Annotated in this window: 25 protein-coding genes; 23 read left to right on the top strand and 2 right to left on the bottom strand. The window is 42.2% G+C overall.

Features of this window, described 5'->3' with window-relative positions; translation table 11 throughout:
- Window positions 1-235: 235 nt before the first annotated feature.
- The 6 genes from queA (at window position 236) to BIW53_RS06160 (ending at window position 6458) form a co-directional block, all read left to right on the top strand.
- Window positions 236-1276, top strand: a complete 1041-nt coding sequence (gene queA / locus BIW53_RS06185; protein WP_070991006.1) for a tRNA preQ1(34) S-adenosylmethionine ribosyltransferase-isomerase QueA — start codon at window positions 236-238, stop codon at window positions 1274-1276.
- A 205-nt stretch (window positions 1277-1481) separates the two neighbouring features.
- On the top strand, window positions 1482-2606 hold the full coding sequence (gene tgt, locus BIW53_RS06180; protein WP_070991005.1) for a tRNA guanosine(34) transglycosylase Tgt: 1125 nt from the start codon (window positions 1482-1484) through the stop codon (window positions 2604-2606).
- Window positions 2607-2637: 31 nt separating this feature from the next.
- Window positions 2638-2976, top strand: coding sequence for a preprotein translocase subunit YajC (yajC, locus tag BIW53_RS06175; protein ID WP_070991004.1), 339 nt, complete (start codon window positions 2638-2640; stop codon window positions 2974-2976).
- Between the two features lie 33 nt (window positions 2977-3009).
- A complete protein-coding gene (secD, locus tag BIW53_RS06170; protein WP_070991003.1) occupies window positions 3010-4869 on the top strand; it encodes a protein translocase subunit SecD in 1860 nt (619 codons plus the stop codon).
- 11 nt (window positions 4870-4880) lie between these two features.
- A complete protein-coding gene (gene secF / locus BIW53_RS06165) occupies window positions 4881-5825 on the top strand; it encodes a protein translocase subunit SecF (protein ID WP_070991002.1) in 945 nt (314 codons plus the stop codon).
- A gap of 63 nt (window positions 5826-5888) precedes the next feature.
- Window positions 5889-6458: a hypothetical protein gene (locus BIW53_RS06160; RefSeq protein ID WP_070991001.1), complete on the top strand. Its 570-nt coding sequence runs from the start codon at window positions 5889-5891 to the stop codon at window positions 6456-6458.
- 16 nt (window positions 6459-6474) lie between these two features.
- Here BIW53_RS06160 and BIW53_RS06155 read toward each other — a convergent pair whose 3' ends face one another.
- Window positions 6475-7641: a M23 family metallopeptidase gene (locus BIW53_RS06155; protein ID WP_070991000.1), complete on the bottom strand. Its 1167-nt coding sequence runs from the start codon at window positions 7639-7641 to the stop codon at window positions 6475-6477.
- A 627-nt stretch (window positions 7642-8268) separates the two neighbouring features.
- Here BIW53_RS06155 and coxB point away from each other — a divergent pair.
- The 4 genes from coxB to BIW53_RS06135 are packed head-to-tail and all read left to right on the top strand — an operon-like array spanning window position 8269 to window position 12427.
- Window positions 8269-9414 carry a cytochrome c oxidase subunit II gene (gene coxB, locus BIW53_RS06150; protein ID WP_070990999.1) on the top strand — a complete coding sequence of 382 codons (1146 nt, stop codon included), beginning with the start codon at window positions 8269-8271 and terminating at the stop codon, window positions 9412-9414.
- Window positions 9411-10994, top strand: a complete 1584-nt coding sequence (ctaD, locus tag BIW53_RS06145; protein ID WP_070990998.1) for a cytochrome c oxidase subunit I — start codon at window positions 9411-9413, stop codon at window positions 10992-10994. Before coxB ends, ctaD begins: the two co-directional genes overlap by 4 nt.
- A complete protein-coding gene (locus BIW53_RS06140; RefSeq protein ID WP_070990997.1) occupies window positions 10994-11545 on the top strand; it encodes a cytochrome c oxidase assembly protein in 552 nt (183 codons plus the stop codon). The genes ctaD and BIW53_RS06140 overlap by 1 nt, the downstream gene beginning before the upstream one ends.
- A gap of 6 nt (window positions 11546-11551) precedes the next feature.
- Window positions 11552-12427, top strand: a complete 876-nt coding sequence (locus tag BIW53_RS06135; RefSeq protein WP_070990996.1) for a cytochrome c oxidase subunit 3 — start codon at window positions 11552-11554, stop codon at window positions 12425-12427.
- Here the strand turns inward: BIW53_RS06135 and BIW53_RS21255 are convergent.
- Window positions 12333-12635: a DUF2909 family protein gene (locus BIW53_RS21255; RefSeq protein WP_084228088.1), complete on the bottom strand. Its 303-nt coding sequence runs from the start codon at window positions 12633-12635 to the stop codon at window positions 12333-12335. The genes BIW53_RS06135 and BIW53_RS21255 overlap by 95 nt on opposite strands.
- Before the next feature lie 11 nt (window positions 12636-12646).
- Between BIW53_RS21255 and BIW53_RS06130 the strand changes: the two genes are divergently transcribed.
- From BIW53_RS06130 to BIW53_RS06070, 13 genes are all read left to right on the top strand, one after another.
- A complete protein-coding gene (locus BIW53_RS06130) occupies window positions 12647-13366 on the top strand; it encodes an SURF1 family protein (protein WP_070990995.1) in 720 nt (239 codons plus the stop codon).
- Window positions 13363-13863 (top strand): transmembrane cytochrome oxidase associated protein, encoded by a 501-nt coding sequence (locus tag BIW53_RS06125; RefSeq protein ID WP_070990994.1) that lies wholly within the window; start codon window positions 13363-13365, stop codon window positions 13861-13863. Before BIW53_RS06130 ends, BIW53_RS06125 begins: the two co-directional genes overlap by 4 nt.
- Window positions 13864-13872: 9 nt before the next feature.
- Window positions 13873-14886 carry a COX15/CtaA family protein gene (locus BIW53_RS06120; protein ID WP_070990993.1) on the top strand — a complete coding sequence of 338 codons (1014 nt, stop codon included), beginning with the start codon at window positions 13873-13875 and terminating at the stop codon, window positions 14884-14886.
- Entirely contained in the window at window positions 14883-15785 is a 903-nt protein-coding gene (cyoE, locus tag BIW53_RS06115) for a heme o synthase (RefSeq protein ID WP_070990992.1), read from the top strand. The genes BIW53_RS06120 and cyoE overlap by 4 nt, the downstream gene beginning before the upstream one ends.
- The gene (locus BIW53_RS06110; RefSeq protein WP_070990991.1) at window positions 15785-16387 is read left to right on the top strand and encodes an SCO family protein; all 603 of its coding nucleotides are present in this window, start codon (window positions 15785-15787) and stop codon (window positions 16385-16387) included. Before cyoE ends, BIW53_RS06110 begins: the two co-directional genes overlap by 1 nt.
- Before the next feature lie 139 nt (window positions 16388-16526).
- On the top strand, window positions 16527-16799 hold the full coding sequence (locus BIW53_RS06105) for an STAS domain-containing protein (protein ID WP_070990990.1): 273 nt from the start codon (window positions 16527-16529) through the stop codon (window positions 16797-16799).
- A 9-nt stretch (window positions 16800-16808) separates the two neighbouring features.
- On the top strand, window positions 16809-17171 hold the full coding sequence (locus BIW53_RS06100; protein ID WP_070990989.1) for a response regulator: 363 nt from the start codon (window positions 16809-16811) through the stop codon (window positions 17169-17171).
- A gap of 17 nt (window positions 17172-17188) precedes the next feature.
- Complete coding sequence (locus tag BIW53_RS06095; protein ID WP_070990988.1) at window positions 17189-19276, top strand: chemotaxis protein CheA; 2088 nt, start codon at window positions 17189-17191, stop codon at window positions 19274-19276.
- A complete protein-coding gene (locus BIW53_RS06090) occupies window positions 19276-19782 on the top strand; it encodes a chemotaxis protein CheW (protein ID WP_070990987.1) in 507 nt (168 codons plus the stop codon). Before BIW53_RS06095 ends, BIW53_RS06090 begins: the two co-directional genes overlap by 1 nt.
- Before the next feature lie 22 nt (window positions 19783-19804).
- Complete coding sequence (locus BIW53_RS06085) at window positions 19805-22462, top strand: methyl-accepting chemotaxis protein (RefSeq protein WP_070990986.1); 2658 nt, start codon at window positions 19805-19807, stop codon at window positions 22460-22462.
- A 69-nt stretch (window positions 22463-22531) separates the two neighbouring features.
- Entirely contained in the window at window positions 22532-23353 is an 822-nt protein-coding gene (locus BIW53_RS06080) for a CheR family methyltransferase (protein ID WP_070990985.1), read from the top strand.
- On the top strand, window positions 23346-23963 hold the full coding sequence (cheD, locus tag BIW53_RS06075; RefSeq protein ID WP_070990984.1) for a chemoreceptor glutamine deamidase CheD: 618 nt from the start codon (window positions 23346-23348) through the stop codon (window positions 23961-23963). Before BIW53_RS06080 ends, cheD begins: the two co-directional genes overlap by 8 nt.
- A gap of 8 nt (window positions 23964-23971) precedes the next feature.
- Window positions 23972-25006 carry a protein-glutamate methylesterase/protein-glutamine glutaminase gene (locus BIW53_RS06070; RefSeq protein ID WP_070990983.1) on the top strand — a complete coding sequence of 345 codons (1035 nt, stop codon included), beginning with the start codon at window positions 23972-23974 and terminating at the stop codon, window positions 25004-25006.
- Window positions 25007-25010 lie beyond the last annotated feature (4 nt).

Below are 25010 nucleotides of genomic sequence, written 5' to 3'. Positions count from 1 at the left end.
TCCACGTATTTATTCAACAACAAGCGACACCTCAGAACAACTTCTACCCATAAGTTGCTGTTTTAAAAATTAATAAATTACAAAGTTGGTTTTTTAACCTTACTGGCAGTTTTAGTTTATCTAGGTTAACCGCAGCCCCGCTAGGTTAATGCTATTTGTACAAGGTTACAAGCACTTGATTTACCCCAATAGGATCACTAGACTTGGCGCCTATTTTCTTACATGAGATGTTGTCATGCGCGTAGCTGATTTTAGTTTTGAACTTCCCGATGAATTAATTGCTCGTCACCCCAAAAAAGAACGTTCAAGTAGTCGTTTATTGGCACTCGATGGTAATAGTGGCGAAATTTCACATAAAGTTTTTACTGACATTTTGGAAATGCTGCAACCCAATGACATCATGATCTTCAACAATACCAAAGTTATCCCTGCACGTATGTTTGGGCAAAAGTCCACAGGTGGGAAAATTGAGGTTTTGGTGGAGCGAGTACTAGATGAGCACAGAGTATTAGCACATATTCGCTCAAGTAAGTCTCCTAAAACTGGTGCTACCTTGATCTTAGAAGGTAAAGCTGAAGCAATTATGTTGGGCCGTCAAGGTGAATTGTTTGAGTTAGAGTTTCAGTCTGAACAAGGGGTGCTGGCCATTTTAGAAGAAATTGGTCACATGCCATTACCGCCATACATTGATAGGCCTGATGAGGAAGAAGATAAGCAGCGCTATCAAACTGTATATAATGAGAAGCCAGGGGCTGTTGCAGCTCCTACGGCTGGTCTACATTTTGATGAAAAGCTATTGCAGCAGATCAAAGATAAGGGCGTAGAGACTGCGTTTATTACTTTGCATGTTGGCGCGGGCACTTTTCAGCCAGTGCGAGTAGATTCAGTTGATGAGCATGTGATGCACTCTGAATACATTGAAGTTCCAGAGGCGGTTGTTGAAGCCATTACAGCAGCTAAGGCCAAAGGAGGACGTGTGGTTGCAGTAGGAACGACTTCTGTTCGTTCTTTAGAATCGGCAGCTAAAGTACATGGTGGAGAGCTTAAAGCGTTTACCGGCGATACCGACATTTTTATTTATCCAGGTTATCAATTCAAAGTCGTGGATGCCATGGTGACAAACTTTCATTTACCAGAGTCCACTTTGATTATGCTGGTCAGTGCGTTTGCGGGTCAAACACACATAATGGATGCTTACCATAGTGCGATTGAACAGCGATATCGCTTTTTCAGTTATGGTGACGCTATGTTTTTAACTAAGCAAACTCGCTCATAAAGAAAGCCCAGCATTCGCTGGGTTTTTTGTATCTATTTATGGTGTTTTATTGAGGGTTTACTTTAAAACACAAATTTTGACCCAATAATTAGAATTGCTTTGTCAAACAAGGTAGAATTGGGCGGTTTTTTTCACCTGTTTGTTAACGAGGTTTGATGTTAGCAACTATTAACAGTTGGACTGTTTTTCCGACTTTGAGGTAACAATGAAATTTGAATTAGATCGTACCGATGGAAAAGCCCGTCGTGGTCGCTTGATTTTTGAACGTGGTGTTGTAGAAACACCAGCATTTATGCCTGTGGGAACCTATGGAACCGTAAAGGGCATGACGCCCGACGAGTTAAAAGGCACTGGTGCGCAAATTTGCTTGGGTAATACCTTTCATCTGATGCTGCGTCCAGGTACCGAGATCATCAAACAACACGGTGATCTACATGATTTCATGAATTGGGATAAACCTATTTTAACTGACTCTGGTGGCTTCCAGGTATTTAGTTTAGGTGCGATGCGCAAAATCACCGAAGAAGGCGTTTTGTTTAAGTCCCCAGTTAATGGTGAAAAAATTATGCTGTCACCTGAGAAAGCAATGCAAGTTCAGTGCGACTTAGGTTCAGATATCGTCATGATTTTTGATGAATGCACACCTTACCCTGCCACAGAGAAAGAAGCGCGGGATTCAATGGAGTTATCACTTCGTTGGGCTAAGCGTTCAAAGGAAGGTCATGGTGATAACCCTGCGGCATTGTTCGGTATTATTCAAGGGGGTATGTACCCTGAATTACGTGCTGAGTCTCAAAAAGGTTTGGAAGAAATCGGCTTTGATGGTTATGCATTAGGTGGGTTATCGGTGGGTGAACCAAAAGAAGATATGATCCGCATTCTTGATCATTGTGCCTATAAAATGCCAGAAGACAAACCTCGTTATTTGATGGGAGTCGGTAAACCAGAAGATTTGGTTGAAGCTGTTCGCCGTGGTATTGATATGTTTGATTGCGTAATGCCAACACGTAATGCACGAAATGGTCATTTGTTTATTACCGGCGGTGTGGTTAAAATCCGTAACGCTGTCCATAAAACAGATACTGGTCCATTGGACCCTGAATGTGATTGTCATACGTGCGAGAATTATTCTCGTGCCTATTTGCATCACTTAGATAAGTGTAATGAAATTTTAGGTGCACGACTCAACACAATCCATAATCTGCGTTATTATCAGCGTGTTATGGAAGGGCTGCGTAATGCTATCAGTGAAGGTCAGTTAGACGCATTTGTACAAGATTTTTATGCTCGCCGCGGGCAAGATGTACCGCCGCTGGCCGAAACTAAATAGAATTGAATATAAAATTTAAAGAGGAAGTGTTATGAGTTTGTTTATCTCTAGTGCGCATGCAAGTACAGCTGGTGCTGCACCTGCGGGTGGTGGCATGGAAATGCTAATTATGTTGGGCATTTTTGGTTTGGTATTTTATTTCCTAATTTACCGCCCACAAGCCAAGCGAGTGAAAGAACACAAAAACTTAATGAGCGCATTGGCAAAGGGTGATGAAGTACTCACTCAAGGTGGTTTGGTTGGTAAAATTACCAAGGTTGCTGATGACAAAGACTTTGTTGTCATTGCACTGAATGACCAAGCTGAAGTGACGGTACAAAAATCAGCGATATCAGCGGTACTGCCAAAAGGTACGATGAAGTCGTTATAAGATAATAAAAATAAAAAACAAAGGGATAGTCCAGTGTTAAATAAGTATCCAATGTGGAAATACTTGCTGGTACTTGCTGTGTTGGCGGTAGGTATTTTATATGCCTCGCCTAACTTGTATGGCCGAGACCCGGCCATACAAGTTTCTGGCACAAAGGGTGCTAGTGCCGATCTCAGCGTACTAGATCAAGTTAACAATACGCTTGCGCAGAACAACATCACAGTAAAGTCATCAGTTCTTGAAAACGGTCAAGTGCTTGTGCGTTTTAAAAATGTTGAGCATCAGCTCAAAGCACAAGATCTTTTACGCAGCACGTTAAGTGAAGATTACATTTCTGCAATCAACATGAGTCCAGCACAACCAGAATGGTTAAAGAACTTGGGTGGTAACCCAATGAAATTGGGCCTCGATTTGAGCGGTGGAGTGCACTTTACCATGGAAGTAGACATGGTGACGGCACTTGATAACGCGTTAGAGACGATGGAGCAGGACTTTAAAAGTGACCTGCGTGGCGAGAAATTACGTTACCGTTCAGTTCGTCGTGTTGCAGGAAGTGAACGTCTTCAAGTGATCATGCGCAGTGAAGAAGATAAAGATGCAGCGGATCGGTTCTTAAAAAGTCGTTACCCACTTTACAATTTTGTTGATGACAGCGGTAACGATCTTGCGTTCTATGTGAATTTAAGTGATCAGAAATTAAAAGAGATTCGAGATTACGCAATCAAGCAAAATGAAACGATTATTCGTAACCGTATCAACCAGCTTGGTGTTGCTGAGCCAAATGTTCAGCGCCAGGGGGCTGAGCGTATTATAGTTCAGCTACCGGGCGTACAAGATACAGCACGCGCTAAAGAAATTTTAGGTGCAACAGCAACGCTAGAATTCCGCGAAGTGGATGAGAATGCAGATGTACGTTCAGCCGCAGCGGGTCGTATACCTCCAGGTACTGAGGTGATCAACCACAAAGATGGTTATCCTGTTGTATTGAAAAAGCGTGTGATCTTAGAAGGTAGTCATATCACCGGCGCGCAATCTGGAATGGATGAATATCAGCGTCCACAAGTGAGTATTAACCTTGACAGCAAAGGTGGCGCGAAAATGAATGCGTTCACTAAGCGTGCAATTGGCAAGCGTATGGCTACGGTATTTATCGAATATAAGCCATCGGGTAAGAAAGATGCCAACGGCAAGGCTCTACCACCAATTAAGGTTGAAGAAGTAATTAACGTAGCGACCATTCAGGCACGCTTAAATAACTCTTTCCGTATTACCGGGATTGATAATCCAGCTGAAGCACATAATTTAAGTCTATTGTTACGTGCAGGTGCACTTGTTGCACCAATTCAAATTGTAGAAGAGCGTACTGTAGGCCCAAGCTTAGGTCAGGAAAATATTGAAGCGGGTATGACCGCTGTGGTGTTGGGTTTTGCTTTTGTATTGGCATTCATGTTGATTTATTACAAAGGTTTTGGTTTGGTAGCAAATCTAGCATTGGCGGCTAACTTGGTATTAATCATTGGCGTGATGTCAATGATCCCAGGCGCAACTCTAACGTTACCAGGTATTGCAGGTATCGTACTGACCGTAGGTATGGCGGTGGATGCAAACGTGCTGATCTTTGAACGTATCCGTGAAGAACTTTTAGATGGACGTAGCCCACAGCAAGCGGTTCATCATGGCTATGACAGCGCCTTTAGTACGATTTTTGATGCCAATATTACTACGCTAATTGCAGCGATCATCCTGTTCTCTGTTGGTACAGGTCCGATTGCAGGTTTTGCGGTAACTCTGGCAATTGGTATTATCACATCTATGTTTACAGCCATTGTTGGTACCCGAGCGGTGATCAACTTATGTATTGGTGGTAAACGTATTGATAAGCTTTCTATCTAAGGGGACGGGTAATGCAGTTATTAAAATTAAAAGGCACTATCCGCTTTATGTCAGCGCGCAAGTTGTCAATGGCATTCTCTGCGTTGTTGATAGTAGCGTCAATTGCATCTATGGCAATTAGAGGGCTAAATTTTGGCCTTGATTTTACTGGTGGTACAGCCGTTGAAGTTGGCTTCTCACAACCTGCTGATCTGAGCAAAATTCGTGACGTGTTAGCTAAAAATGGTTTTGCAGATGCATCTGTTCAGTTGTTTGGCACAAGTCAGGAAGTGCTAGTACGCTTGGCACCACGCGGTGATGATGTTAAAGCAGAGGAAATTGGTAACCAGTTGATTGACGCTCTGAAACAAGCTGACAGTAGTGTTGAAATGCGTCGTATTGAATTCGTCGGACCGAGTGTCGGTGAAGATCTTAAAGAGCAGGGGGGATTAGCGATGCTAACGGCCCTTATTTGTATCTTGCTTTATGTAGCATTTCGCTTTGAATGGCGTTTTGCTGTTGGTGCGGTTGCAGCCTTGTTTCACGACGTGATATTGACCATGGGTTTGTTCTCTATACTCAACTTAGAGTTTGATTTAACCATATTAGCTGCAATTTTAGCGGTAATAGGTTACTCGCTGAATGACACTATCGTTGTTTCAGACCGTATTCGTGAGAACTTCAGGAAAGTGCGAATCGACGATACTTTAGAGATTATCAATATATCACTAACACAAACACTTAACCGTACATTAGTTACTTCAATTACCACCATTTTGGTATTGATAGCGTTGTTTGTATGGGGTGGTCAGACTATTCACGGTTTTGCTACAGCCTTGTTGTTTGGTGTTTTCATCGGTACTTATTCATCAGTTTATGTTGCCAGCTCTGTTGCGGTGGCGATGGGTGTGAGTAAAGAAGATCTAATACCAGTAGAAGTTGAAAAAGAAGGCGCTGATCTTGACGCGATGCCTTAATTTTTCGAGTTAAAAAAAGCCGCATTAAGCGGCTTTTTTTATGAGCACAAGTGAGAATATTTTATGTATAAGCAGGCAATCGTGTTGTTACTGTGTGGTTTAAGTATTGGCTGCAGCGAGTCTGTTACTAAGACGATTGAGCGGCAAAACGCACAAGCATCACAACAGACAGACACTTTTATTAATCTGCTGAAATCTTTTGATAAGCAGGCACAGCAGTTATTAGAGTCATTGAAAATTGGTGCTGATGTTCGTGTCATTCAAAAGCACAGTGATGCGCTGAGTATTCAAGCACAAACAATCGTTGCTTTGTTCGTAGAGTTACAGCCGCAATGCAGTGATTATGTAGCTAGGTTACTGCCACTATCAAATTCATTACAATCCTTACCTTATGAGGCCATACAATCACAGGTGGCACAAAATGAACAACTGTCACAATTTGAACACCCGCTGTGTTATCACGTAAAGGATTTGCTCATACAGCCTATCATGCTATCTGCATGGACCAAAAAAGGCGTGTTGGAGGAAGCCGAGTACCGTTTAGCTAGCGAAAGTATGGTAGAACTTATTGCACATTTATCTCTTGTGCAAACAATTACTATCAAACGTGCACACTCACCGGAGTATAGCTAGCGAGTGTGCGATTAAATTATTTATACAGTCGATTCCAAGCACAGGTCTTGTAGCCATTTTTTTCAAAGTAAAAATTCCAACAATTGGTGTCATAATTACTGTTACCGACATCAATACGGTAGCCACTGATATACCAATTATGCAATGAAATAAAACGACCATTGCTGAGCAATGAGAAATGTACGTGTGGGCCAGTTGAGCTGCCACCCTGACAGAGTGCTTGATTGCGACTGTTTGCATACCTACCGAGCCATGCGCCCGCAGAGATCACGTCTCCGCTTTGATATTGCAGGCTATCCATATGATAGTACTGGGTGGCATATCCGCTTGAGTGAGTAACTCGTATATTACATGAGGAGTAGCGGGTTACCGTGCCTCCATGAGAAGCCTGAACCCATGGAGTGTTACTTCCCCAGCCACCAGACCCATTGTTGAAGTCTAGTGAGGAGTACGGGTATCCTGAACCGGTATTGGAATGAGCTCCACCACTGTACCATGCGTAGCCAGATGGCCAAGGTAGTTGCATACCGAATGCCGCTTGTGCTTTAAAATCTGACGCCATGGCTGTATTTGCTTGCGAGTCTGAACTCAGTAGCAAAGAGTCATAGTCAAATAACTGTTCATACTGAGCGATGACTTTGGTCAGCCCAAGAGGCTGTTTTTGTAATAGGCTTACAAGTGCAACGGTGGCAGCATTAGTCGAAGGTGTATTGCGAGCATCAAGTTTTTCACTTAGCTCTAGATATGAGTAATAGCGCTTACTTAGTGATAGCGCAATATCTTCTACCTGATTGTTAAATCCAGAGCGAGAAGATAACGTGGCAAATGGAGCGGTTAAGCTTTGCTTAGTCGGATTGCTGATAACCAGACTTTGTTGTTCCATTAACGCGATCAACAGCTTAGGATTTATGCTGCTATAACCTGCCCAGTGTAGGATAACCTCTTTTTTGTCCGATAGATGAGGCGCATAGCTTTGGAAAAAGCTATCCCAATCGTAATCTTGTAGCGTATTGTTAAATAAAAAGCTTTGTTCATCGATGAGTTGCACTGAGTATGCTGGCAGTGTTGCAAGCTCAAGTTCGCTGAACTTAAAATCATTAACATGGCTGTCTTGCCCTTGCGCAGCAACCATGCCTGATGCGCTTATAGTTGTCAGAAATATGAGAGTTGATGTCTTTTTCATGTTGTATCCCTTTTATTCAATTGCCGTTTAACCATACTGTCGTTGTGCATTATTTGTAAATTAATTGTTTATTTTTTGTTCGATGTCAAGTGTCGGGTTTGTGCTGAATTGTTTACAGGTGTGGCATCACCAATTTGGTGATAGTTGTTTTTTCGACTCACTTAAGGCAGCTAAGAGGAGAAGCATTGTGTGGTAAGAATATGTTGTATGTGCATAAACTAACTATATATTGCAAAAGGAATTTCTAGAAACTGCAATAATCTATCTATCATTATTTGCGGCCCATGCAGGGTAATAAAATTTGCTGTTTGTGTGGCAAAGTCTATAACTGGTCTAACAAGGTAGTTAAACCATACAAAAATAGGGCATTAAGCGCGCGGTTTAAGGCTTCAGGAGCCATATTCTTTGTAATCTAATGAGCAGCTCTTCTTCTAGCAATCAATCACTTCCGTGAATTTATTTGAAAAACAGACAAAACTTGCCAATTGTTTATTTATTGTCTAATTGTTTAAGTGTCGTGTAGTTGACTTGTGATTCATTTCACACGGTTAGACAGTCATCCAAATAATAATAATGGTTATTCATCGTTTGGCCCAGGCAGCAAATGGATAACGCAGGAGACGTCAAATGAAAAAATACCTATCGTTAGTGAGTGCTTTATTGCTTACTAATCCGTTAGTCACCTATGGCAATAGCGCATTCAATATGCGTGAAGGTGTTACTGATATCAGCCAGAACGTTTATCAGCTTCATATGACCATATTTTTGATCTGCTGTGCGATCGGAGTGGTTGTATTTGCTGTGATGTTTTGGGCAATGATACATCACCGAAAGTCAAAAGGGGCGCAACCCGCGCAGTTTCATGAGAGTACAAAAGTAGAGATTCTTTGGACTGCAATTCCTTTTTTAATTTTGGTAGTGATGGCCATTCCAGCCACAAAAACGTTGATAGCTATGGAAGACGTTAGTAAGGCGGACTTGACCATAAAAGTGACTGGCTCTCAATGGAAATGGCACTACGAGTACATGGGTCATGACGTGGATTTTTATTCCATTTTGTCCACGCCAGTAGAGCAAATCAATGATCAAGAGGCGAAAACAGAAAATTATCTTCTGGAGGTAGATAAGCCTCTCGTCATTCCCACAGATAGAAAAGTACGATTTTTAATGACTTCTGATGATGTTATTCACTCTTGGTGGGTGCCAGATTTCGCAGTTAAAAAAGACGCTAACCCAGGGTTCATTAATGAGGCTTGGACGAGAGTAAACGAAGCAGGCATATATCGCGGACAGTGTGCTGAACTGTGTGGTAAAGATCACGGTTTTATGCCAGTTGTCGTAGATGCACGTTCTCCTGAGGAGTTTGATAGCTGGCTTCAAGACGCCAAGCAGCAGAAGCTTGATGAGGCAGCGGCAAGTGCGGCATTGTTGGATCAGACATTAAGCAAAGAGGAATTAATGAGCTCGGGTGAAAAAGTGTATATGGCGTATTGTTCAGCCTGCCACCAGCCTACAGGCATGGGGCTTCCTGGAGTATTCCCCGCACTTAAAAATAGCCCTATTGTGTTAGGTGACGTTAAAGATCACATCGATATTATTTTGCACGGTAAACCAGGAACTGCAATGCAGGCATTTGCCAAGCAGTTATCAATTAAAGAAATAGCAGGCGTTGTAACCTTTAAGCGTAACAGCTGGGGGAATGATTTAGACCAAGTAATACAACCTAGCGAAGTGCAAGCGCGCATAGATGCGAATAAGGAGGCCAGCCAATGAGTACAGTAGCAGAATCACAGAGCAGTCATCATGAACATCACGGCGCTAAGGGCATAAAACGTTGGTTGTATACAACAAACCATAAAGATATAGGTACATTGTACCTGATTTTTTCACTAACCATGTTCTTAGTCGGTGGGGCAATGGCAATGGTGATCCGCGCCGAACTCTTTCAGCCCGGTTTGCAATTAGTTGATCCACATTTCTTTAATCAGATGACCACTGTACATGGCTTAATAATGGTCTTTGGTGCTGTGATGCCCGCATTCACCGGCTTGGCAAACTGGATGGTACCTATGATGATTGGCGCGCCAGATATGGCATTACCAAGAATGAACAACTGGAGCTTTTGGATACTGCCCTTTGCATTTGCCATCCTATTGTTGTCACTATTTATGGAAGGCGGCGGCCCTGCATTTGGTTGGACTTTCTATGCGCCACTATCTACCACCTATAGCAATGATAATACCGCCTTGTTTGTGTTTGCTGTACATATTATGGGGATCAGTTCGATCATGGGGGCGATTAACGTTATCGTTACCATAGTGAATTTGCGAGCTCCAGGGATGACATGGATGAAGTTGCCTTTATTCGTGTGGACCTGGTTGATAACAGCATTCTTGTTAATTGCCGTCATGCCAGTATTGGCTGGTGCGGTCACGATGGTGTTAACCGATAAATACTTTGGTACGAGTTTCTTTGACGCTGCAGGTGGTGGCGACCCTGTAATGTTCCAGCATATCTTCTGGTTCTTTGGGCATCCTGAAGTGTACATCATGATCCTACCGGCATTTGGCATCATTTCGACCATAATACCTACATTTTCGCGCAAAAAGTTGTTTGGTTACGCGTCGATGGTATACGCCACATCTTCAATCGCACTGCTATCTTTCATCGTGTGGGCTCATCACATGTTCACAACAGGAATGCCATTGGCAGGCGAGTTATTCTTTATGTACGCCACAATGCTGATTTCGGTACCAACAGGCGTTAAGGTGTTTAACTGGGTTGCGACAATGTGGCGAGGATCGATTAGCTTCGAAGTACCGATGTTATTTGCCATCGCTTTTATCGTGTTATTTACATTAGGTGGGTTTTCTGGACTTATGCTGGCTATTACTCCTGCCGACTTCCAGTATCACGATACCTATTTTGTGGTCGCGCACTTCCATTATGTTTTAGTGACGGGAGCTATCTTTTCTATTATGGCTGCAGCTTACTATTGGCTTCCTAAATGGACAGGTCATATGTACAACACCACGCTGGCAAAATGGCATTTTTGGTTATCTCTTGTAAGTGTCAATGTGCTGTTCTTCCCTATGCACTTTGTTGGTCTGGCAGGAATGCCAAGACGGATCCCTGATTATGCGCTGCAATTTGCTGATTTTAACGCGATCATCAGTATTGGCGGCTTTGCCTTTGGACTATCACAGCTACTCTTTGTGCTGGTGGTATATAAATGTGCAAAAGGTGGCGAGTCGGTGCCAAACAAAGTATGGGATGGAGCAGAAGGTCTTGAGTGGGAAGTACCATCACCTGCTCCTTATCATACCTTCTCAACACCGCCAGAGGTGAAGTAATGGTGCACAGTGGCTTGTTAAAAAAATTGACACTGGTGGTCATTGGCATGTTTGCCTTTGCTTTTGCTCTAGTGCCTTTATATGACGTGTTTTGTGATGTCACAGGACTCAACGGCAAGCCATCGCTTGAAGCTGCCAATGCAAGCCAAAACATGGTTAACACTCGAAGCGTCGATGTGAGCTTTACGACGCACAGTCAGCAAAGCGCGCCGTTTGAGGTTAAATCTCATCAATACAGCGTAAACGTTAAGCCCGGGGAAATGGCGGAAGTTAAATTCAGTGCAAAGAATATGAGTTCCCAAGCGCGCGTGATGCAAGCTGTTCCTTCGGTGAGCCCTGGTAAGGCTGCTAAGTATTTACACAAAATGGCTTGTTTTTGTTTTGATCAACAGGCCTTTGAAGCGAATCAGGAGGTTGAGTTCACATTAGTATTTTATGTGGATACCGAGCTTCCAGAAGAAATTGAAGAGCTTACCCTGTCGTATACCGTATTTGATATTAGCGAAAGTACCGCTCGTAGCACGGTAGAGGCTAAGCAACAGGCAGGTTAGGAGATAATTATGGAAAAATATGAGAATTACTATGTTCCGGAGCAAAGCCATTGGCCGATTGTAGGTGCTGTGGCAATGTTCTTAATTGCAGCGGGAGCTGGCTTAACTGTCATGCAGTTGTCCAGTGACGCGAGTAGCGGTCAGTATGTCCTTTATGCTGGGCTCGGTATACTTTTTTACATGCTCTATGGATGGATTAAAAACGTCATTCACGAGTCGCAAACAGGTTTGTACTCAAAGCAAATGGATCGCTCATTTAGACAAGGCATGAGCTGGTTTATATTTTCGGAAGTCATGTTCTTTTGTGCGTTTTTTGGCGCTTTGTTTTATGCGCGAGTGTTGTCGGTACCTTGGCTTGGAGGGGAAGGCAATAATGCGATGACTAATGAAGTGCTGTGGCCAGCTTTTGAAGCCGTTTGGCCATTACTTTCGACGCCAGCTGGTGAGACAACCCAGGCTATGGGATGGGAAGGCTTACCACTTATCAATACCTTAATTCTACTCAGTTCATCGGTCACAATACATTTTGCGCATGTAGCTATTGAAAAAGATCAGCGAGCAAAAGTGAAGCTATTCCTCGGGTCTACCGTGGTGTTAGGGAGTATCTTCTTAGCTTTGCAGGTACTTGAATATGTTCACGCTTATCAGGATTTAGACCTGACATTACAGGCTGGTATCTATGGCAACACATTCTTCATGCTAACTGGTTTTCATGGTATGCACGTGACATTAGGGACCGTGTTATTGCTGATAGTGTTAATACGTATTTTCAAAGGTCACTTAGATTCTAAGCAACATTTTGCATTTCAAGCAGCGGCTTGGTATTGGCATTTTGTCGATGTTGTGTGGTTGTGCTTATTTGTATTTGTATATGTGTTGTAAGTACTGGGGTGCGGTTAAGTTTAATCGCACCCAACTGTGCAGCAACAATTATTATCAACAAAACAATGGCGGAGAATATTACACGGCGGCCCAAATAGAAAGACATTGGTTTACCATCACTTGGGTTTTTCAGCATCAGAAATAGCGCTCTAAATAAGTTAAAAATAATAAAAAGTAGTAAAAAAATAATAATAATTTTAATAAGCATAGTGAGTCCTTATGCAGCAAAAAGTTAAGCTCAAGTTTAGTTCAGTTATTACTTTGTTGTTAGTCACAATCGTAATATGTACTTGTTTAGCACTGGCCGCATGGCAGTGGCAAAGGGCACAAGATAAGGCGCACTTGCTAGCACAACAGGAAAAGCAATTAAACTTTGCAGCTGAGCAAGTTTTAGCGTTACCTGCCTCGCAAAATAATGGTCTTTTAACCACCATCAACGGTCGATTTTTACCTTCTTTTATTTGGTTTTTAGATAACCAAACTTTAAACGGTCAAGTGGGGTTTGATGTACTTGCGTTGTTTGCTTTAAATGGGTTCACCCAGAAAAAAGTACTCGTTAATCTTGGTTTTATTCGACCTATTAGTGAACGTCAGATCCCCAATATTGAGTTGCCAGAGCAACAGGTTTCGCTGCAGGTAGTCATTAAGTCCAAGGATATAGCTGGCTTTACGCTTGCGCCAGAACCTAGTATGGATCCCATACAGCCACAACTTCTGCAATACATCGATATTGATTTTCTTAGTATGCGCACTGATGAGCAAATATTTCCATTGGTGGCTTATCAACATGGAAGCAGTCCAATCATTGCCACTCCTCATTACACACATGTGGTTATGCCCCCGCAAAAGCATAAAGCCTATGCATTGCAGTGGTTGTTAATCGCTATGGCGGCGGCTTTGGTGGCATATTTCGCGATAAAAAAAGGAGAGCACGAATGATTTCAAAACCTTTAGGTGTATTTATTGGTTGCTGTGTCGTGCCTTTGGCACTTGCCTATACAGCGGTAAAGTTGGAATGGTTACCAGAGCACACAACCAATCATGGACAATTTTTACAATCGGAGGTACGTGTACCGAGTTGGCATGTTCAAAACAGTGAGTTGTGGACTATAGCTATCAATGCGCCGGACTCTTGTCTAAATGCATGTGAGGCTCAATTAAGTGCGTTGCAAAATTTATACACAGCACTTGGTAAGCATCAAAAACATGTAGGCCTTGCTGTACTAAATCGCAGCCATGAAGTAACAGCTCTTAGCCAATACCAAAGCTACCAATTGGAAGAAGAACTACCAGAAGCACATCTTTATTTGATAGACCACCGTGGGCTTATGGTATTGCAATATCAGTATTACCAAGATGAAGAAAAAAATCGACTTGAGCAAAAAGGTTTACTTAAAGATTTAAAAAAACTATTGAAATATGCGCGTAGTAGCTAAGGAGTCTAAATGAATAAAGGATATAAGTTACTTATTTTAGCAGCGTGTACGCTTGCTTTGTTAGTGGTATCGCTGGGCGCATACACGCGTCTAAGTAATGCTGGGTTGGGTTGCCCTGATTGGCCGGGTTGCTACGGATTTTTAACTGTGCCGAATGAGTCTCATGAATTATCTGTTGTAGAAAAGAACTTTCCAAATGCCCAAGTAGAGCCAAAAAAGGCCTGGATCGAAATGATACATCGCTACTTTGCGTCGTTGTTGGGGTTAATGATTGTGGTTTTGTGTGTTGTCGCTTTTAGGCAGCGAAGGAATATGAGCAGCAATGATGCCGCCGTGCCTTTGAAGCATTCGTTACTATTGATGGTGATGGTGCTATTTCAGGGGATGCTGGGTATGTGGACGGTTACCATGAACCTTCAACCATTTGTTGTGATGGGACATTTATTAGGCGGGTTTACAATTTTAGCTCTGTTGGTACTTATGTATTTGCGCGTTCATCAACCGTCTAACATCGCCGCAGCTGCCAATTCTTCACACTTTTTGTTGTCGATAGGTGCATTGATTGTACTAGTGATCCAAATTGCCCTAGGTGGATGGGTTGCTGCAAATTATGCTGCCCCTCACTGCTCTGGATTACCAGTGTGTAGCAACATAGAGCTTTTCTCCATCGAGAGTTTATTTCACTTACCTGTAGGGCAAAGCAACTACGAATTCGGTGTGTTGCCATTTGAAACTAGATTATCTATTCACTTTATCCACCGTCTATGGGCGATGGTTACGGCGCTTACCATTGTTTGGGTTGGTTGGAAAATATATAGAGCACAGAGCTGTTCTAAGATAAAAAGTGCCGTTATTTTAGTGTTTTGTGTGCTTTTTGCACAGCTTTTCCTAGGGGGGTTGATAGTACATTTACAGTTTCCACTACTACTTACTCTTTTTCATAATGTGATGGCCGCGTTGCTATTACTGAGCATGGTTAGATTATGCTTTTTATTAGCTGCAAAACAAGGAGCTACAATATGACTGTATTAGAATTATCTCAAAAGTGGCACTTGGCCTCTAAACTGACTCTAAGTAACTATTTAGAAATCTGTAAGATCAAAGTTGTGCTTATGCTGGTACTAACAGCATGGATTGGCATCGCTTTGGCTCCAGATATGCAGCGTGGTTGGCTCGCACAGATGATGAGCTTATTGGGAATTGGTTTGCTTTCAGCCTCTGCTGCTGCGGTGAATCATGTCGTAGATAGAGAAATTGATAAAAAAATGGCACGTACACGCCACCGCCCAATTGCAACCTCACAGCTCAGCATTGGTTCAGCATTGATATTTGCCTTTATTATTGCGGTGATTGGTTGTGCATTACTGCTGATTTGGAGTAATTTGCTGTGTACTTTATTAACACTTGGGGCGCTGGTTGGATATGCGGTGGTATATACCCTATTCCTTAAACGGGCCACACCGCAAAATATTGTGATTGGGGGCTTAGCTGGTGCTATGCCACCGTTATTAGGCTGGGTCAGCGAGACAGGGAGTTTAAGTGCGCCACCATGGTTGTTGGTGATGATAATTTTTACATGGACACCTCCACACTTTTGGGCATTAGCAATAGCTAGAAAGAATGACTATCAAAGAGCTAACATTCCCATGTTGCCAGTTACCCACGGTGTAGCATTTACAAAGCTTTGCATTATCGCCTATAGCGTTTTATTGGCGATAGTATGTATGCTGCCCTACTTAATTGGTATGTCAGGGTGGATTTATTTGCTGTCCGCTGTGGTACTTAATGTCTTATTTGTCGGCAAAAGTATTAACCTGTATTTGCATCAATGTGAGCAACGGGCTATGGCGCTTTTTCGTTTTTCTATCAGTTATTTACTGATACTATTCGTAGCGTTATTTATTGATAAATGGTGGATGTAATGAGGGCTTGTTGGGCTGCTATATTAATGTTTTTGGTATCATGCTCAGAGCCTGTCGAGGTGTCTGAGCATACACTTCATTATCAACAAGCAAAAGTACTTTCCAATTTCGAGTTATATGATCAAAACAGCAACTTGGTCACAGAGCAAGCTTTAATGGGACAGTGGACTTTAGTCTTTTTAGGGTATACCCATTGTCCAGATATTTGCCCTATGACACTGGCAAAACTTACAAATGTCTATGAACAACTGAAAAGCTTTTATCCTATCGATGTCTGGTTTATTTCGGTCGATCCCAAAAGAGATGATGTTCAAAAGCGCAAAGCGTATATCGATTATTTTAATGGTGATTTCAAAGCATTGAGTAATGACCATGTTCAACTGTTTCCATTAGTAAGAAATATGGGATTAATCTACGCTATTAATAATAGTGATAGTAAAGACTATTATGTAGACCATAGTGCATCAGTTGCCTTGATAAATCCAAGTGGAGCGTTAAGTGCTATCTTTAAAGCACAGTTTTTGCCTAATGAAGTCCCATTGATTAATAGTGATTTAATAGTTGAGGATTTCAAAATAGTTGCCTCGCAATATGCTGAGTAATTGATGGTGGCGCATTGCCACCACATACTTTTCCTAACACCTTCATTAATTTGTCTTTCTTGTCGCAAGTTTTATGGCTTTTTCGTGATCAGCGTCTAAGCTAAATTTATGAGTATATAAATCAGAACTGTGCCCACATATGTTAAAACTTCCTTCAGAATTAGCTGTTAGTCAGGTCGAAGAACTGCATCAGCAACTACTTCAGGAATTAGAGACTGATCAGGATGTATGTGTCGATGTATCTGATGTAAGCCGTATTGATACAGCATCAATCCAGTTGCTTTGCGCATTGCAAAAGCACCTTTTTACAGTCAGCCACAAAATACTATGGCATGGACAGAGTCAAGCCCTCTCTCATGCAGTGGAAGAACTTGGTTTAACGGAATTTTTAGCTCTGGATGGTACAAATTAAGGGGTTGGTATGAAGAAAATTTTGGCAGTAGATGATTCAGCATCAATGAGACAAATGGTTGGCTTTACACTTAAGAAGGCGGGGTTTGATGTAACCGAAGCTCGCGATGGTAGCGAAGCGCTCAGTATTGCAAAACAACAGGGCTTTGATGCTGTGATCTCAGATGTGAACATGCCAGTCATGGATGGTATCACTTTGATTAGAGAGTTGCGCAACTTACCTAACTATAAATTTACTCCTTTACTAATGCTTACTACTGAATCTGGCCTAGACAAAAAAACAGAGGGCAAAGCCGCTGGTGCTACAGGTTGGATAGTAAAGCCGTTTAATCCCGAGCAGTTATTAGCGGTGTTAAAAAAAGTAATTCGCTAAACTGAGGAGCTGGGTTTATGAGTATCGATCTGAGCCAGTTTTTTGAGGTTTTTTTTGAAGAAAGTTTTGAAGGTTTGGACGCAATGGAGTCTGAGCTTTTAAATTTAGAACCAGGCACTGAAGATAAAGAGACAATAAACACTATTTTTAGGGCAGCCCATTCAATTAAAGGGGGCAGTGGTACGTTTGGCTTTACATCTGTTTCTGATTTTACTCATGTACTTGAAACTCTTTTGGATCAAATCCGCGATGGGCAACGGGATCTGACTACCGAGTATGTAAATTTATTGCTTAAATCAGTTGATTGTTTACGAACATTGCTCAGAGCACTGCAAGCTGAAGAAACCCCAGATCTGGAAGAAGCTGATGCATTACGGGGGAAATTTGAGGCCATTCTTGGTATGCAAAGTGCTTCAGTATCAGATGACTCCTCGAGTGCAGCAGCAGAAGTAACACTTAATACGTATCAAATTGATTTCAAACCTAAGCCTCATCTTTTTAAAACAGGAAATGAGCCGCTGTTTATGATCAGTGAGCTAGGAGAGCTTGGAGATATTGAAACAAAAGCATTTTATGATGCTGTGCCGGATATTCACCAATTGCACCCTGATGAGTGTTTTTTAAGTTGGCGCTTTTTTTTAACAACGGATAAAGAGCAAAGGGCCATTGAGGAAATATTCGAGTGGGTAGAAGATGATGCCGAAATCACCATTGGAGTGTGTGGCGGTATTTTTGAAGGTGAGAGAGGGGCTGTATCTGAAGAAAGTGAACAGCAGTCAGTGCATAAAACTCCAACTCCAACAGCTGCAACTGGATCATCGCCCGCTACTAACAAAGAGCTCGTAAAAAAAGCAGAAAGTAAAAAGAGTAGCGACTCTTCCACATCTAATTCTATCCGAGTTGGGATAGATAAAGTTGATTCATTGATCAACATGGTAGGTGAATTGGTAATCACACAGGCCATGTTGAGTCAGATAGGTGAGCAAGAAATTACCGAGTCGACAATTACAGCCTTACAAGAAGGGCTTGCGCAGTTGGCCCATAATACCCGCGATTTACAAGAGAATGTAATGCGGATCAGAATGTTACCAATTAGCTTTGTGTTCAGTCGATTTCCACGTCTTGTAAGAGATATTTCGCAAAAACTTAACAAGCAGGTGGAGCTGAAGTTACTTGGTGAGCAAACAGAGTTAGACAAAACAGTCATGGAGAAGATATCCGATCCTATGGTTCATTTAGTTCGAAATTCTCTAGATCATGGCTTAGAAATACCCGAGCAGCGAATTGCAGCGGGAAAAGACCCTGTGGGTACTGTGACGCTTAATGCGTTCCATCAAGGGGGGAATATTGTGATTGAAATTATGGATGATGGTCAGGGTCTAAATACAGAGAAGATCCGACAAAAGGCTATTGATAATGGACTCATACAAGCGCATGAAGAACTCAGTAGCGATGAAATAAATGAACTGATATTCATGCCAGGTTTTTCTACGGCAGATGAAGTAAGCGATATTTCAGGACGTGGTGTAGGCATGGATGTTGTCAGACGAAATATTCAAGCCTTGAACGGATCTGTTGAAGTGTCGTCAGCGCGTGGAGTTGGATCTACTTTCACTATTCGATTGCCGCTGACGTTGGCTATCCTTGACGGTCAGCTTGTCCAAGTTGCACAGCATACCTATATCATTCCACTGATATCTATTGTTGAATCGCTGCAAATAGATATCAGCAAAGTGAGTCGAGTCGGTAAAGATCTTGATGTACTTAGACTGCGAGATGAGTATATTCCGATCCTCCGTTTATATGAGATCTTGAATCATCAGGGCGCGATAGAGGAGTTGGATAAAACACTGCTGGTGGTGGTTGAAAGTGATAATCACAAAGTCGGTTTATTGGTGGATGATTTACTAGCACAACAGCAGGTTGTGATTAAAAGCCTAGAAGCCAACTATCAAAAAGTTGATGGTATATCGGGTGCCACGATATTGGGTGATGGCCGAGTCTCATTGATAGTTGATATATCAGGCTTAATAAAACTAAGTGGATTAAAACGTCCAGGGTCACAAGAGTTGCTAGTGGAACAACATAGTAATGAGGTGGCTTAATGAGTGAACAAAAGGATTTAAATCATCAGCTAAATTTGAGAAAGCAGCAAGATGAGAATCAATATCTAACATTCATGATGGCTGATGAAGAATATGGTTTAGATATTTTGGCTGTGCAAGAAATTCGGGGCTGGGAAGATGTAACAGCCATCCCAAACTCCCCTAACTTTGTTAAGGGGGCAATCAATTTACGCGGCACGATCGTGCCAATCATAGATTTAAGGTTGAGATTCGGAATACAGAGTATTAGCTATGGTCCATTGACGGTTGTAATTGTTGTTTCAGTACAAATCAGGGAACAGCAAAAGGTTATGGGATTGGTAGTTGATGCCGTATCAGATGTGTATAGCATTTCGCAAGAGAAGGCAAAAGATGTGCCGGATTTTCAAGATTCAGATAACGGGCAATATGTAGATGGACTCGTTAATGTAGGTGAAAAAATGGTTGTGTTGCTTAACTTAGCAAAAGTACTAGACCTAAACTCAAAACAAGTCGCGCAAAGTTAGGAATAACGGAAAAGGTGAAAGCATGCAAAGTGATATCAATAATAAGTTGTTAATTGTTGGGGTAGTGCTGGTGGCCGTCATCATCGGTACTTTTCAATTTTTAGGCGTAACGATTAATGCTGAAAACGGCTTAATTATCAGTTTTCCTGTTGTTGCAGTGTTGGTCGCTATACTGTACTTGAAGCGAGTACTTGATACAGCAACAAATAAGCTAGCATGTTTGAATGCTGCATTACCTTATTTGCAGCTCACCGAGCCAGATATGGTGTCGAGGCTAGATTTAAGTGCTTTACCTGAGCTTGCTCGAGTTAATACGGTAGACACGGGTCATACTGAGGATAAAGATCATATCGAGAGCTTGTTGAATGCACTTCATACCTGCCAAGCAAATATTATGATGGCAGACACAAACTTAAATATTACTTACTTGAATGAATCTGTTAAAAAGATGCTCAAGGCTAACGAAAGTAAATTACAAGAGAGTTTACCCCAATTTAATGTTGATAGTTTGGTGGGCACTAACATCGACGAATTTCACCATAACCCAGCCCATCAAAGAAGTATTTTGGCAACGCTTAACCGTGTGTATACCACGCAAATAAATGTTGCTGGTTTGACATTTGACTTGATTGCAACTCCTGTATTTAACTCTGACAATGAACGTATTGCTACATTGGTAGAATGGAAAGATGTTACTGAGAAACTGGCTTTTGAGCAGAAGCAAGCCACGCTCGCTGCAAATAATGCGAGGATCACGAGTGCGTTGGATGTCTGCCAAGCAAATGTCATGCTCGCAGATGGGGATTGCAATATTGTTTATGCCAATCATTCAGTTTTGAAAATGCTAAGTGATAATCAGGCTCAGCTTCGTGAGGCTTTACCTAACTTTGATGCTAAGAAGCTTATTGGTGAATGTATAGATGTATTTCATGCCAATCCAAGTCATCAGCGTAAAATGCTAGAAGGCTTAACCAATACATACAATACAGATATAGAAGTGGCAGGGTTTACGTTTGGGCTCATTGCAACACCAGTGTTCGATGAGGAAAATAATCGTTTAGGTACAGTTGTTGAGTGGGAAGACAAAACACAAAGACTTATCAGGGAGCAAGAAGAGCGCGAAAACGCATATGAAAACCTGAGAGTCAAACGAGCGCTTGATAATGTTGCTACAAATACCATGATTGCAAATCACAATCATGACATCGTCTATATGAACAAAGCCGTATTAGGAATGATGCGTAATGCGGAGCGTGATATCCGCAAAGACTTACCTCAATTTGATGCAAATAACCTTATCGGTGCCAACATAGATGTGTTCCACAAAAATCCAGCACACCAAAGAGGTATGCTTGCTAAATTAACATCAGCCTACAGCACAGAAATAGTAGTTGGTGGTAGAACCTTTGGTTTAGTGGCGAACCCTATAATCAGTGACGGCGAGCGAATTGGTACTGTTGTGGAATGGGATGATAGAACCGATGAAGTTGCAATTGAACAAGAAGTGAATGATTTGGTTGCATCTGCGGGAGGTGGAGATCTAGGAGTTCGTCTTGATGAACACGGAAAAGAAGGGTTCTATTTACGTCTAACAAAAGGCTTAAACCAGTTGGTCAGCATAGTTGATGATGCTGTCTCAGATACCGCTCAAATGCTTGATGCCTTAGCCAATGGTAATCTAACTCGTCGCATTACAGGTGAGTATCAAGGGGCATTTGAGAAATTAAAGCGTGATGCGAATAGCACAGCGGACAAACTCACTGAAGTTATTAACAAGATTAGCTCCTCTGCAGGTCTTGTTGCCAGTGGAGCTGAGGAGATTTCACAAGGTAATGCTGACTTAAGTCAACGTACAGAAGAGCAGGCGTCATCACTAGAAGAAACGGCTTCAAGTATGGAGCAAATGACAAGTACAGTGAAACAAAATGCAGATAACGCAAAAGTGGCAAATGGGCTTGCTGAAGAAACTTGTGATAAGGCCATCCAAGGTGGTGAAGTTGTAAGCAGAGCGGTTGAGAGTATGTCAGCCATTAATGAATCAAGCAAAAAGATTGCTGATATTATCGGCGTGATTGATGAAATAGCTTTCCAAACCAACCTATTAGCCTTGAATGCGGCGGTGGAGGCCGCTAGAGCTGGAGAGCAAGGTCGAGGTTTTGCGGTGGTTGCAGGTGAGGTACGTAATTTGGCACAGCGCTCTGCCGGTGCAGCAAAAGAGATCAAAGATTTGATCCGTGACAGTGTTGGCAAAGTTGAAGATGGTACATTATTGGTAAATGAGTCTGGTGCAACCTTGAAAGATATAGTTGCTTCGGTGAAGCGCGTTACTGAAATGATTTCAGATATCGCAGAAGCGTCAGTTGAGCAAAGTTCTGGTATTGAGCAAGTCAATAAAGCGGTTGCCCAAATGGACGAAATGACACAACAGAACGCTGCTTTAGTTGAACAAGCATCTGCCGCTGGTGAGTCAATGGCGGAGCAAGCGAATGATATGCGTAAGCTATTACACTTTTTTGTGATAGATAATAAGGAACACTCTATGTTACCAACACAGTCTTCAGCGGCTCCTGCTGTCGGCATGGGACCAAAGACAAAAAGTAGTGACAACAAGCTAGAGCACAAGTCGATGCCAGCTGGTAATAAGTTTTCTGATAGCTCTGAGGAGTGGGAGGAATTCTAGTCTGGTTTCGAAGCTGCGGGCTGAATGTTGTTTCGGCCCTCGCTTGGAGAATGAGTGTAAGGTGGAAGCATGCGAGAGTTTACCTTTACGGATGATGACTTCGATGGATTGTCGAAGCGCGTGTACAAAGCGTGTGGTATCGTTCTTGGGCCACATAAGAAGGAAATGGTTTATTCTCGAATAGCACGTAGGATCAGGGCTAACAACCTCACTTCGTTTAAGCAATATATTGAAATGGTGGATAGCAATGATACCGACGAGTTCAGCCACTTTATAAATGCTATTACGACGAATTTAACTTCTTTTTTTCGAGAAAAACATCACTTTGACTATTTGTCGAATGTGGTCATTCCTTTGCTTCTAGAGCGTAATAGCGCATCTAAAAGAGTGAGGATTTGGTCGGCAGGTTGCTCGACGGGAGAGGAACCATACAGTATCGCGATGACGATTCTTGGTCGGTTTCCCTCTGGTTGGGATGTAAAAATACTGGCAACTGATTTGGACTCGAACGTACTGTTAAAGGCGCAAACTGGTGTCTATAGTGCTCGAAATATTACCGGAGTAGAGGAGTCAGAGTTAAAAAAATGGTTTTTAAAAAGTCCAAATGGGGAGTCTTATAAAGTAAAACCCGCTTTACAGGCGCTCATTTCTTTTAAGCGACTTAATTTATTAGAGAGTTGGCCAATGAAAGGGCCTTTCGATCTTATTTTTTGTAGAAACGTACTTATTTACTTTGATAAAGAAACTAAAGATCAATTGTTTGCCGGTTATTATAAGTTGCTCGCACCTAAGGGACACTTGTTTATAGGCCATTCAGAAACAATGGGAAAAGAACACGTTGAGTTTACCAACTTAGGTAAGACTATGTATCAAAAGGCGGCCTATGAATAGTCATATGGGACCAGTACTAAGTGGCTTTGAACATGTAAAACGTTTTTGGGACTCTGGACGCTCAGCAGTGATTGCCAAAGTCTTACCTGGTGAATTTTACGTGTCAAAAAGTGATGAGTATATTTCCACGGTATTGGGTTCGTGTATAGCTGCTTGTATTTATGATGATGTTCGCGGCATAGGAGGTATGAATCACTTTATGCTGCCTGGAGCGAAAAATATTAAAGATATTCATGCTGATGATTTAAACTGTCGCTATGGAAACTGGGCAATGGAGTTTCTAATTAATGAAGTGATTAAAAATGGAGCTTCTCGCAGTAATTTAAAAGTTAAGTTGTTTGGTGGTGGCAAGATCATTCGCGCTATGACAGATATTGGAATTGGCAATATTCGTTTTGCAAATGCTTATGTACAAGAAGAAGGGTTACAGCTTGTTTCTCACGATGTTGGTGGACCATGGCCTAGAAAGGTATTATTCCACCCGCAAACAGGTAAAGCACAAGTTAAAAAACTCAGGGAAATGCATAATGATACGATTGAAAAACGTGAGGTGCGTTACCTTCATGACATTGAATCTCAAGATGCCAATACTGATATTGAGCTGTTTTAGAGGTAGCTATGATCACAGTACTGATTGTTGATGATTCCCCGCTGATCCGTGGCTTGCTAACAGAGATCCTCAATCAAGCACCCGATATAAAAGTGGTTGGGGCTGCGGCAGATCCCTACCAAGCGAGAGAGATGATAAAATCGTTAAACCCAGATGTGTTAACGCTGGATATCGAAATGCCTAAAATGGACGGTATTAGTTTTTTGCGCAACTTGATGCGTCTTAGGCCAATGCCAGTGGTGATGATTTCTACGTTAACACAACAAGGCTCGCCAGCTACACTGGAAGCTTTAGAAATTGGCGCGGTTGATTTTATAGCCAAACCTGCTGCGAATGTTGTATCGCAACTCAAGAGTTATACCCAAGCGGTGCATGAAAAAGTGCGAATTGCAGCACACGCACGGGTACGTTCATATAAAGTACAGGCAAGTCAGGTTAACTCACCAAAAAGTCATAATTTGCGTATGCAATTTAGAAATGATGCTGTTTTGGCAATAGGTGCTTCTACGGGGGGGACTGAGGCTATTAAAGAAGTCCTTGTGCGATTACCGGTTAATTCACCGCCAGTGGTTGTAACACAGCATATACCGCCAGTTTTTAGTACCTCCTTTGCTTTGAGAATGGACCGCTGTTGCTCAGTTAAGGTGAAAGAGGCACAAACGGGTGATGAATTGGTAGCTGGACATGTGTTTATTGCACCAGGTGATCAGCATCTGAAAATAGTTAAAAAAGCAGGAAAGCTGTTATGTGAGCTGGAAGATACAGAGCCTGTTAACCGCCACAAGCCTGCTGTAGATGTATTGTTTGATTCACTCGTTCCTTTAGGTAAATCTGTATACGCTGCGCTTCTGACTGGAATGGGAAGTGACGGTGCAAAAGCCATGTTGCGGTTGCTTCAGGCTGGGGCATATACAGTCGCACAGGACGAGAGCACATCGGTCGTTTGGGGAATGCCAAAAGCCGCGATAGAGTTGAAAGCGGTCAAGCATATAGCCCCTCTTCATGAGATAACTCACGCTCTGTTGAATGCTTGCAAAAAGTAGTGGA

It is taken from the genome of Pseudoalteromonas byunsanensis, assembly GCF_001854475.1.
GTDB lineage: Bacteria > Pseudomonadota > Gammaproteobacteria > Enterobacterales > Alteromonadaceae > Pseudoalteromonas > Pseudoalteromonas byunsanensis.
This window is presented reverse-complemented; position numbering and strand designations above follow the sequence as displayed.

Coding starts and splice junctions, on each gene's coding strand:
- BIW53_RS06085 (WP_070990986.1), top strand. CDS start 19,805: ATGCAAAGTGATATCAATAATAAGTTGTTAATTGTTGGGGTAGTGCTG.
- BIW53_RS06105 (WP_070990990.1), top strand. CDS start 16,527: ATGTTAAAACTTCCTTCAGAATTAGCTGTTAGTCAGGTCGAAGAACTG.
- BIW53_RS06125 (WP_070990994.1), top strand. CDS start 13,363: ATGATTTCAAAACCTTTAGGTGTATTTATTGGTTGCTGTGTCGTGCCT.
- BIW53_RS06160 (WP_070991001.1), top strand. CDS start 5,889: ATGTATAAGCAGGCAATCGTGTTGTTACTGTGTGGTTTAAGTATTGGC.
- cheD (WP_070990984.1), top strand. CDS start 23,346: ATGAATAGTCATATGGGACCAGTACTAAGTGGCTTTGAACATGTAAAA.
- tgt (WP_070991005.1), top strand. CDS start 1,482: ATGAAATTTGAATTAGATCGTACCGATGGAAAAGCCCGTCGTGGTCGC.
- BIW53_RS06120 (WP_070990993.1), top strand. CDS start 13,873: ATGAATAAAGGATATAAGTTACTTATTTTAGCAGCGTGTACGCTTGCT.
- BIW53_RS06140 (WP_070990997.1), top strand. CDS start 10,994: ATGGTGCACAGTGGCTTGTTAAAAAAATTGACACTGGTGGTCATTGGC.
- queA (WP_070991006.1), top strand. CDS start 236: ATGCGCGTAGCTGATTTTAGTTTTGAACTTCCCGATGAATTAATTGCT.
- BIW53_RS06110 (WP_070990991.1), top strand. CDS start 15,785: ATGAGGGCTTGTTGGGCTGCTATATTAATGTTTTTGGTATCATGCTCA.
- BIW53_RS06090 (WP_070990987.1), top strand. CDS start 19,276: ATGAGTGAACAAAAGGATTTAAATCATCAGCTAAATTTGAGAAAGCAG.
- ctaD (WP_070990998.1), top strand. CDS start 9,411: ATGAGTACAGTAGCAGAATCACAGAGCAGTCATCATGAACATCACGGC.
- coxB (WP_070990999.1), top strand. CDS start 8,269: ATGAAAAAATACCTATCGTTAGTGAGTGCTTTATTGCTTACTAATCCG.
- BIW53_RS06100 (WP_070990989.1), top strand. CDS start 16,809: ATGAAGAAAATTTTGGCAGTAGATGATTCAGCATCAATGAGACAAATG.
- BIW53_RS06070 (WP_070990983.1), top strand. CDS start 23,972: ATGATCACAGTACTGATTGTTGATGATTCCCCGCTGATCCGTGGCTTG.
- BIW53_RS06130 (WP_070990995.1), top strand. CDS start 12,647: ATGCAGCAAAAAGTTAAGCTCAAGTTTAGTTCAGTTATTACTTTGTTG.
- secF (WP_070991002.1), top strand. CDS start 4,881: ATGCAGTTATTAAAATTAAAAGGCACTATCCGCTTTATGTCAGCGCGC.
- cyoE (WP_070990992.1), top strand. CDS start 14,883: ATGACTGTATTAGAATTATCTCAAAAGTGGCACTTGGCCTCTAAACTG.
- BIW53_RS06155 (WP_070991000.1), bottom strand. CDS start 7,641: ATGAAAAAGACATCAACTCTCATATTTCTGACAACTATAAGCGCATCA.
- BIW53_RS21255 (WP_084228088.1), bottom strand. CDS start 12,635: ATGCTTATTAAAATTATTATTATTTTTTTACTACTTTTTATTATTTTT.
- BIW53_RS06095 (WP_070990988.1), top strand. CDS start 17,189: ATGAGTATCGATCTGAGCCAGTTTTTTGAGGTTTTTTTTGAAGAAAGT.
- BIW53_RS06080 (WP_070990985.1), top strand. CDS start 22,532: ATGCGAGAGTTTACCTTTACGGATGATGACTTCGATGGATTGTCGAAG.
- yajC (WP_070991004.1), top strand. CDS start 2,638: ATGAGTTTGTTTATCTCTAGTGCGCATGCAAGTACAGCTGGTGCTGCA.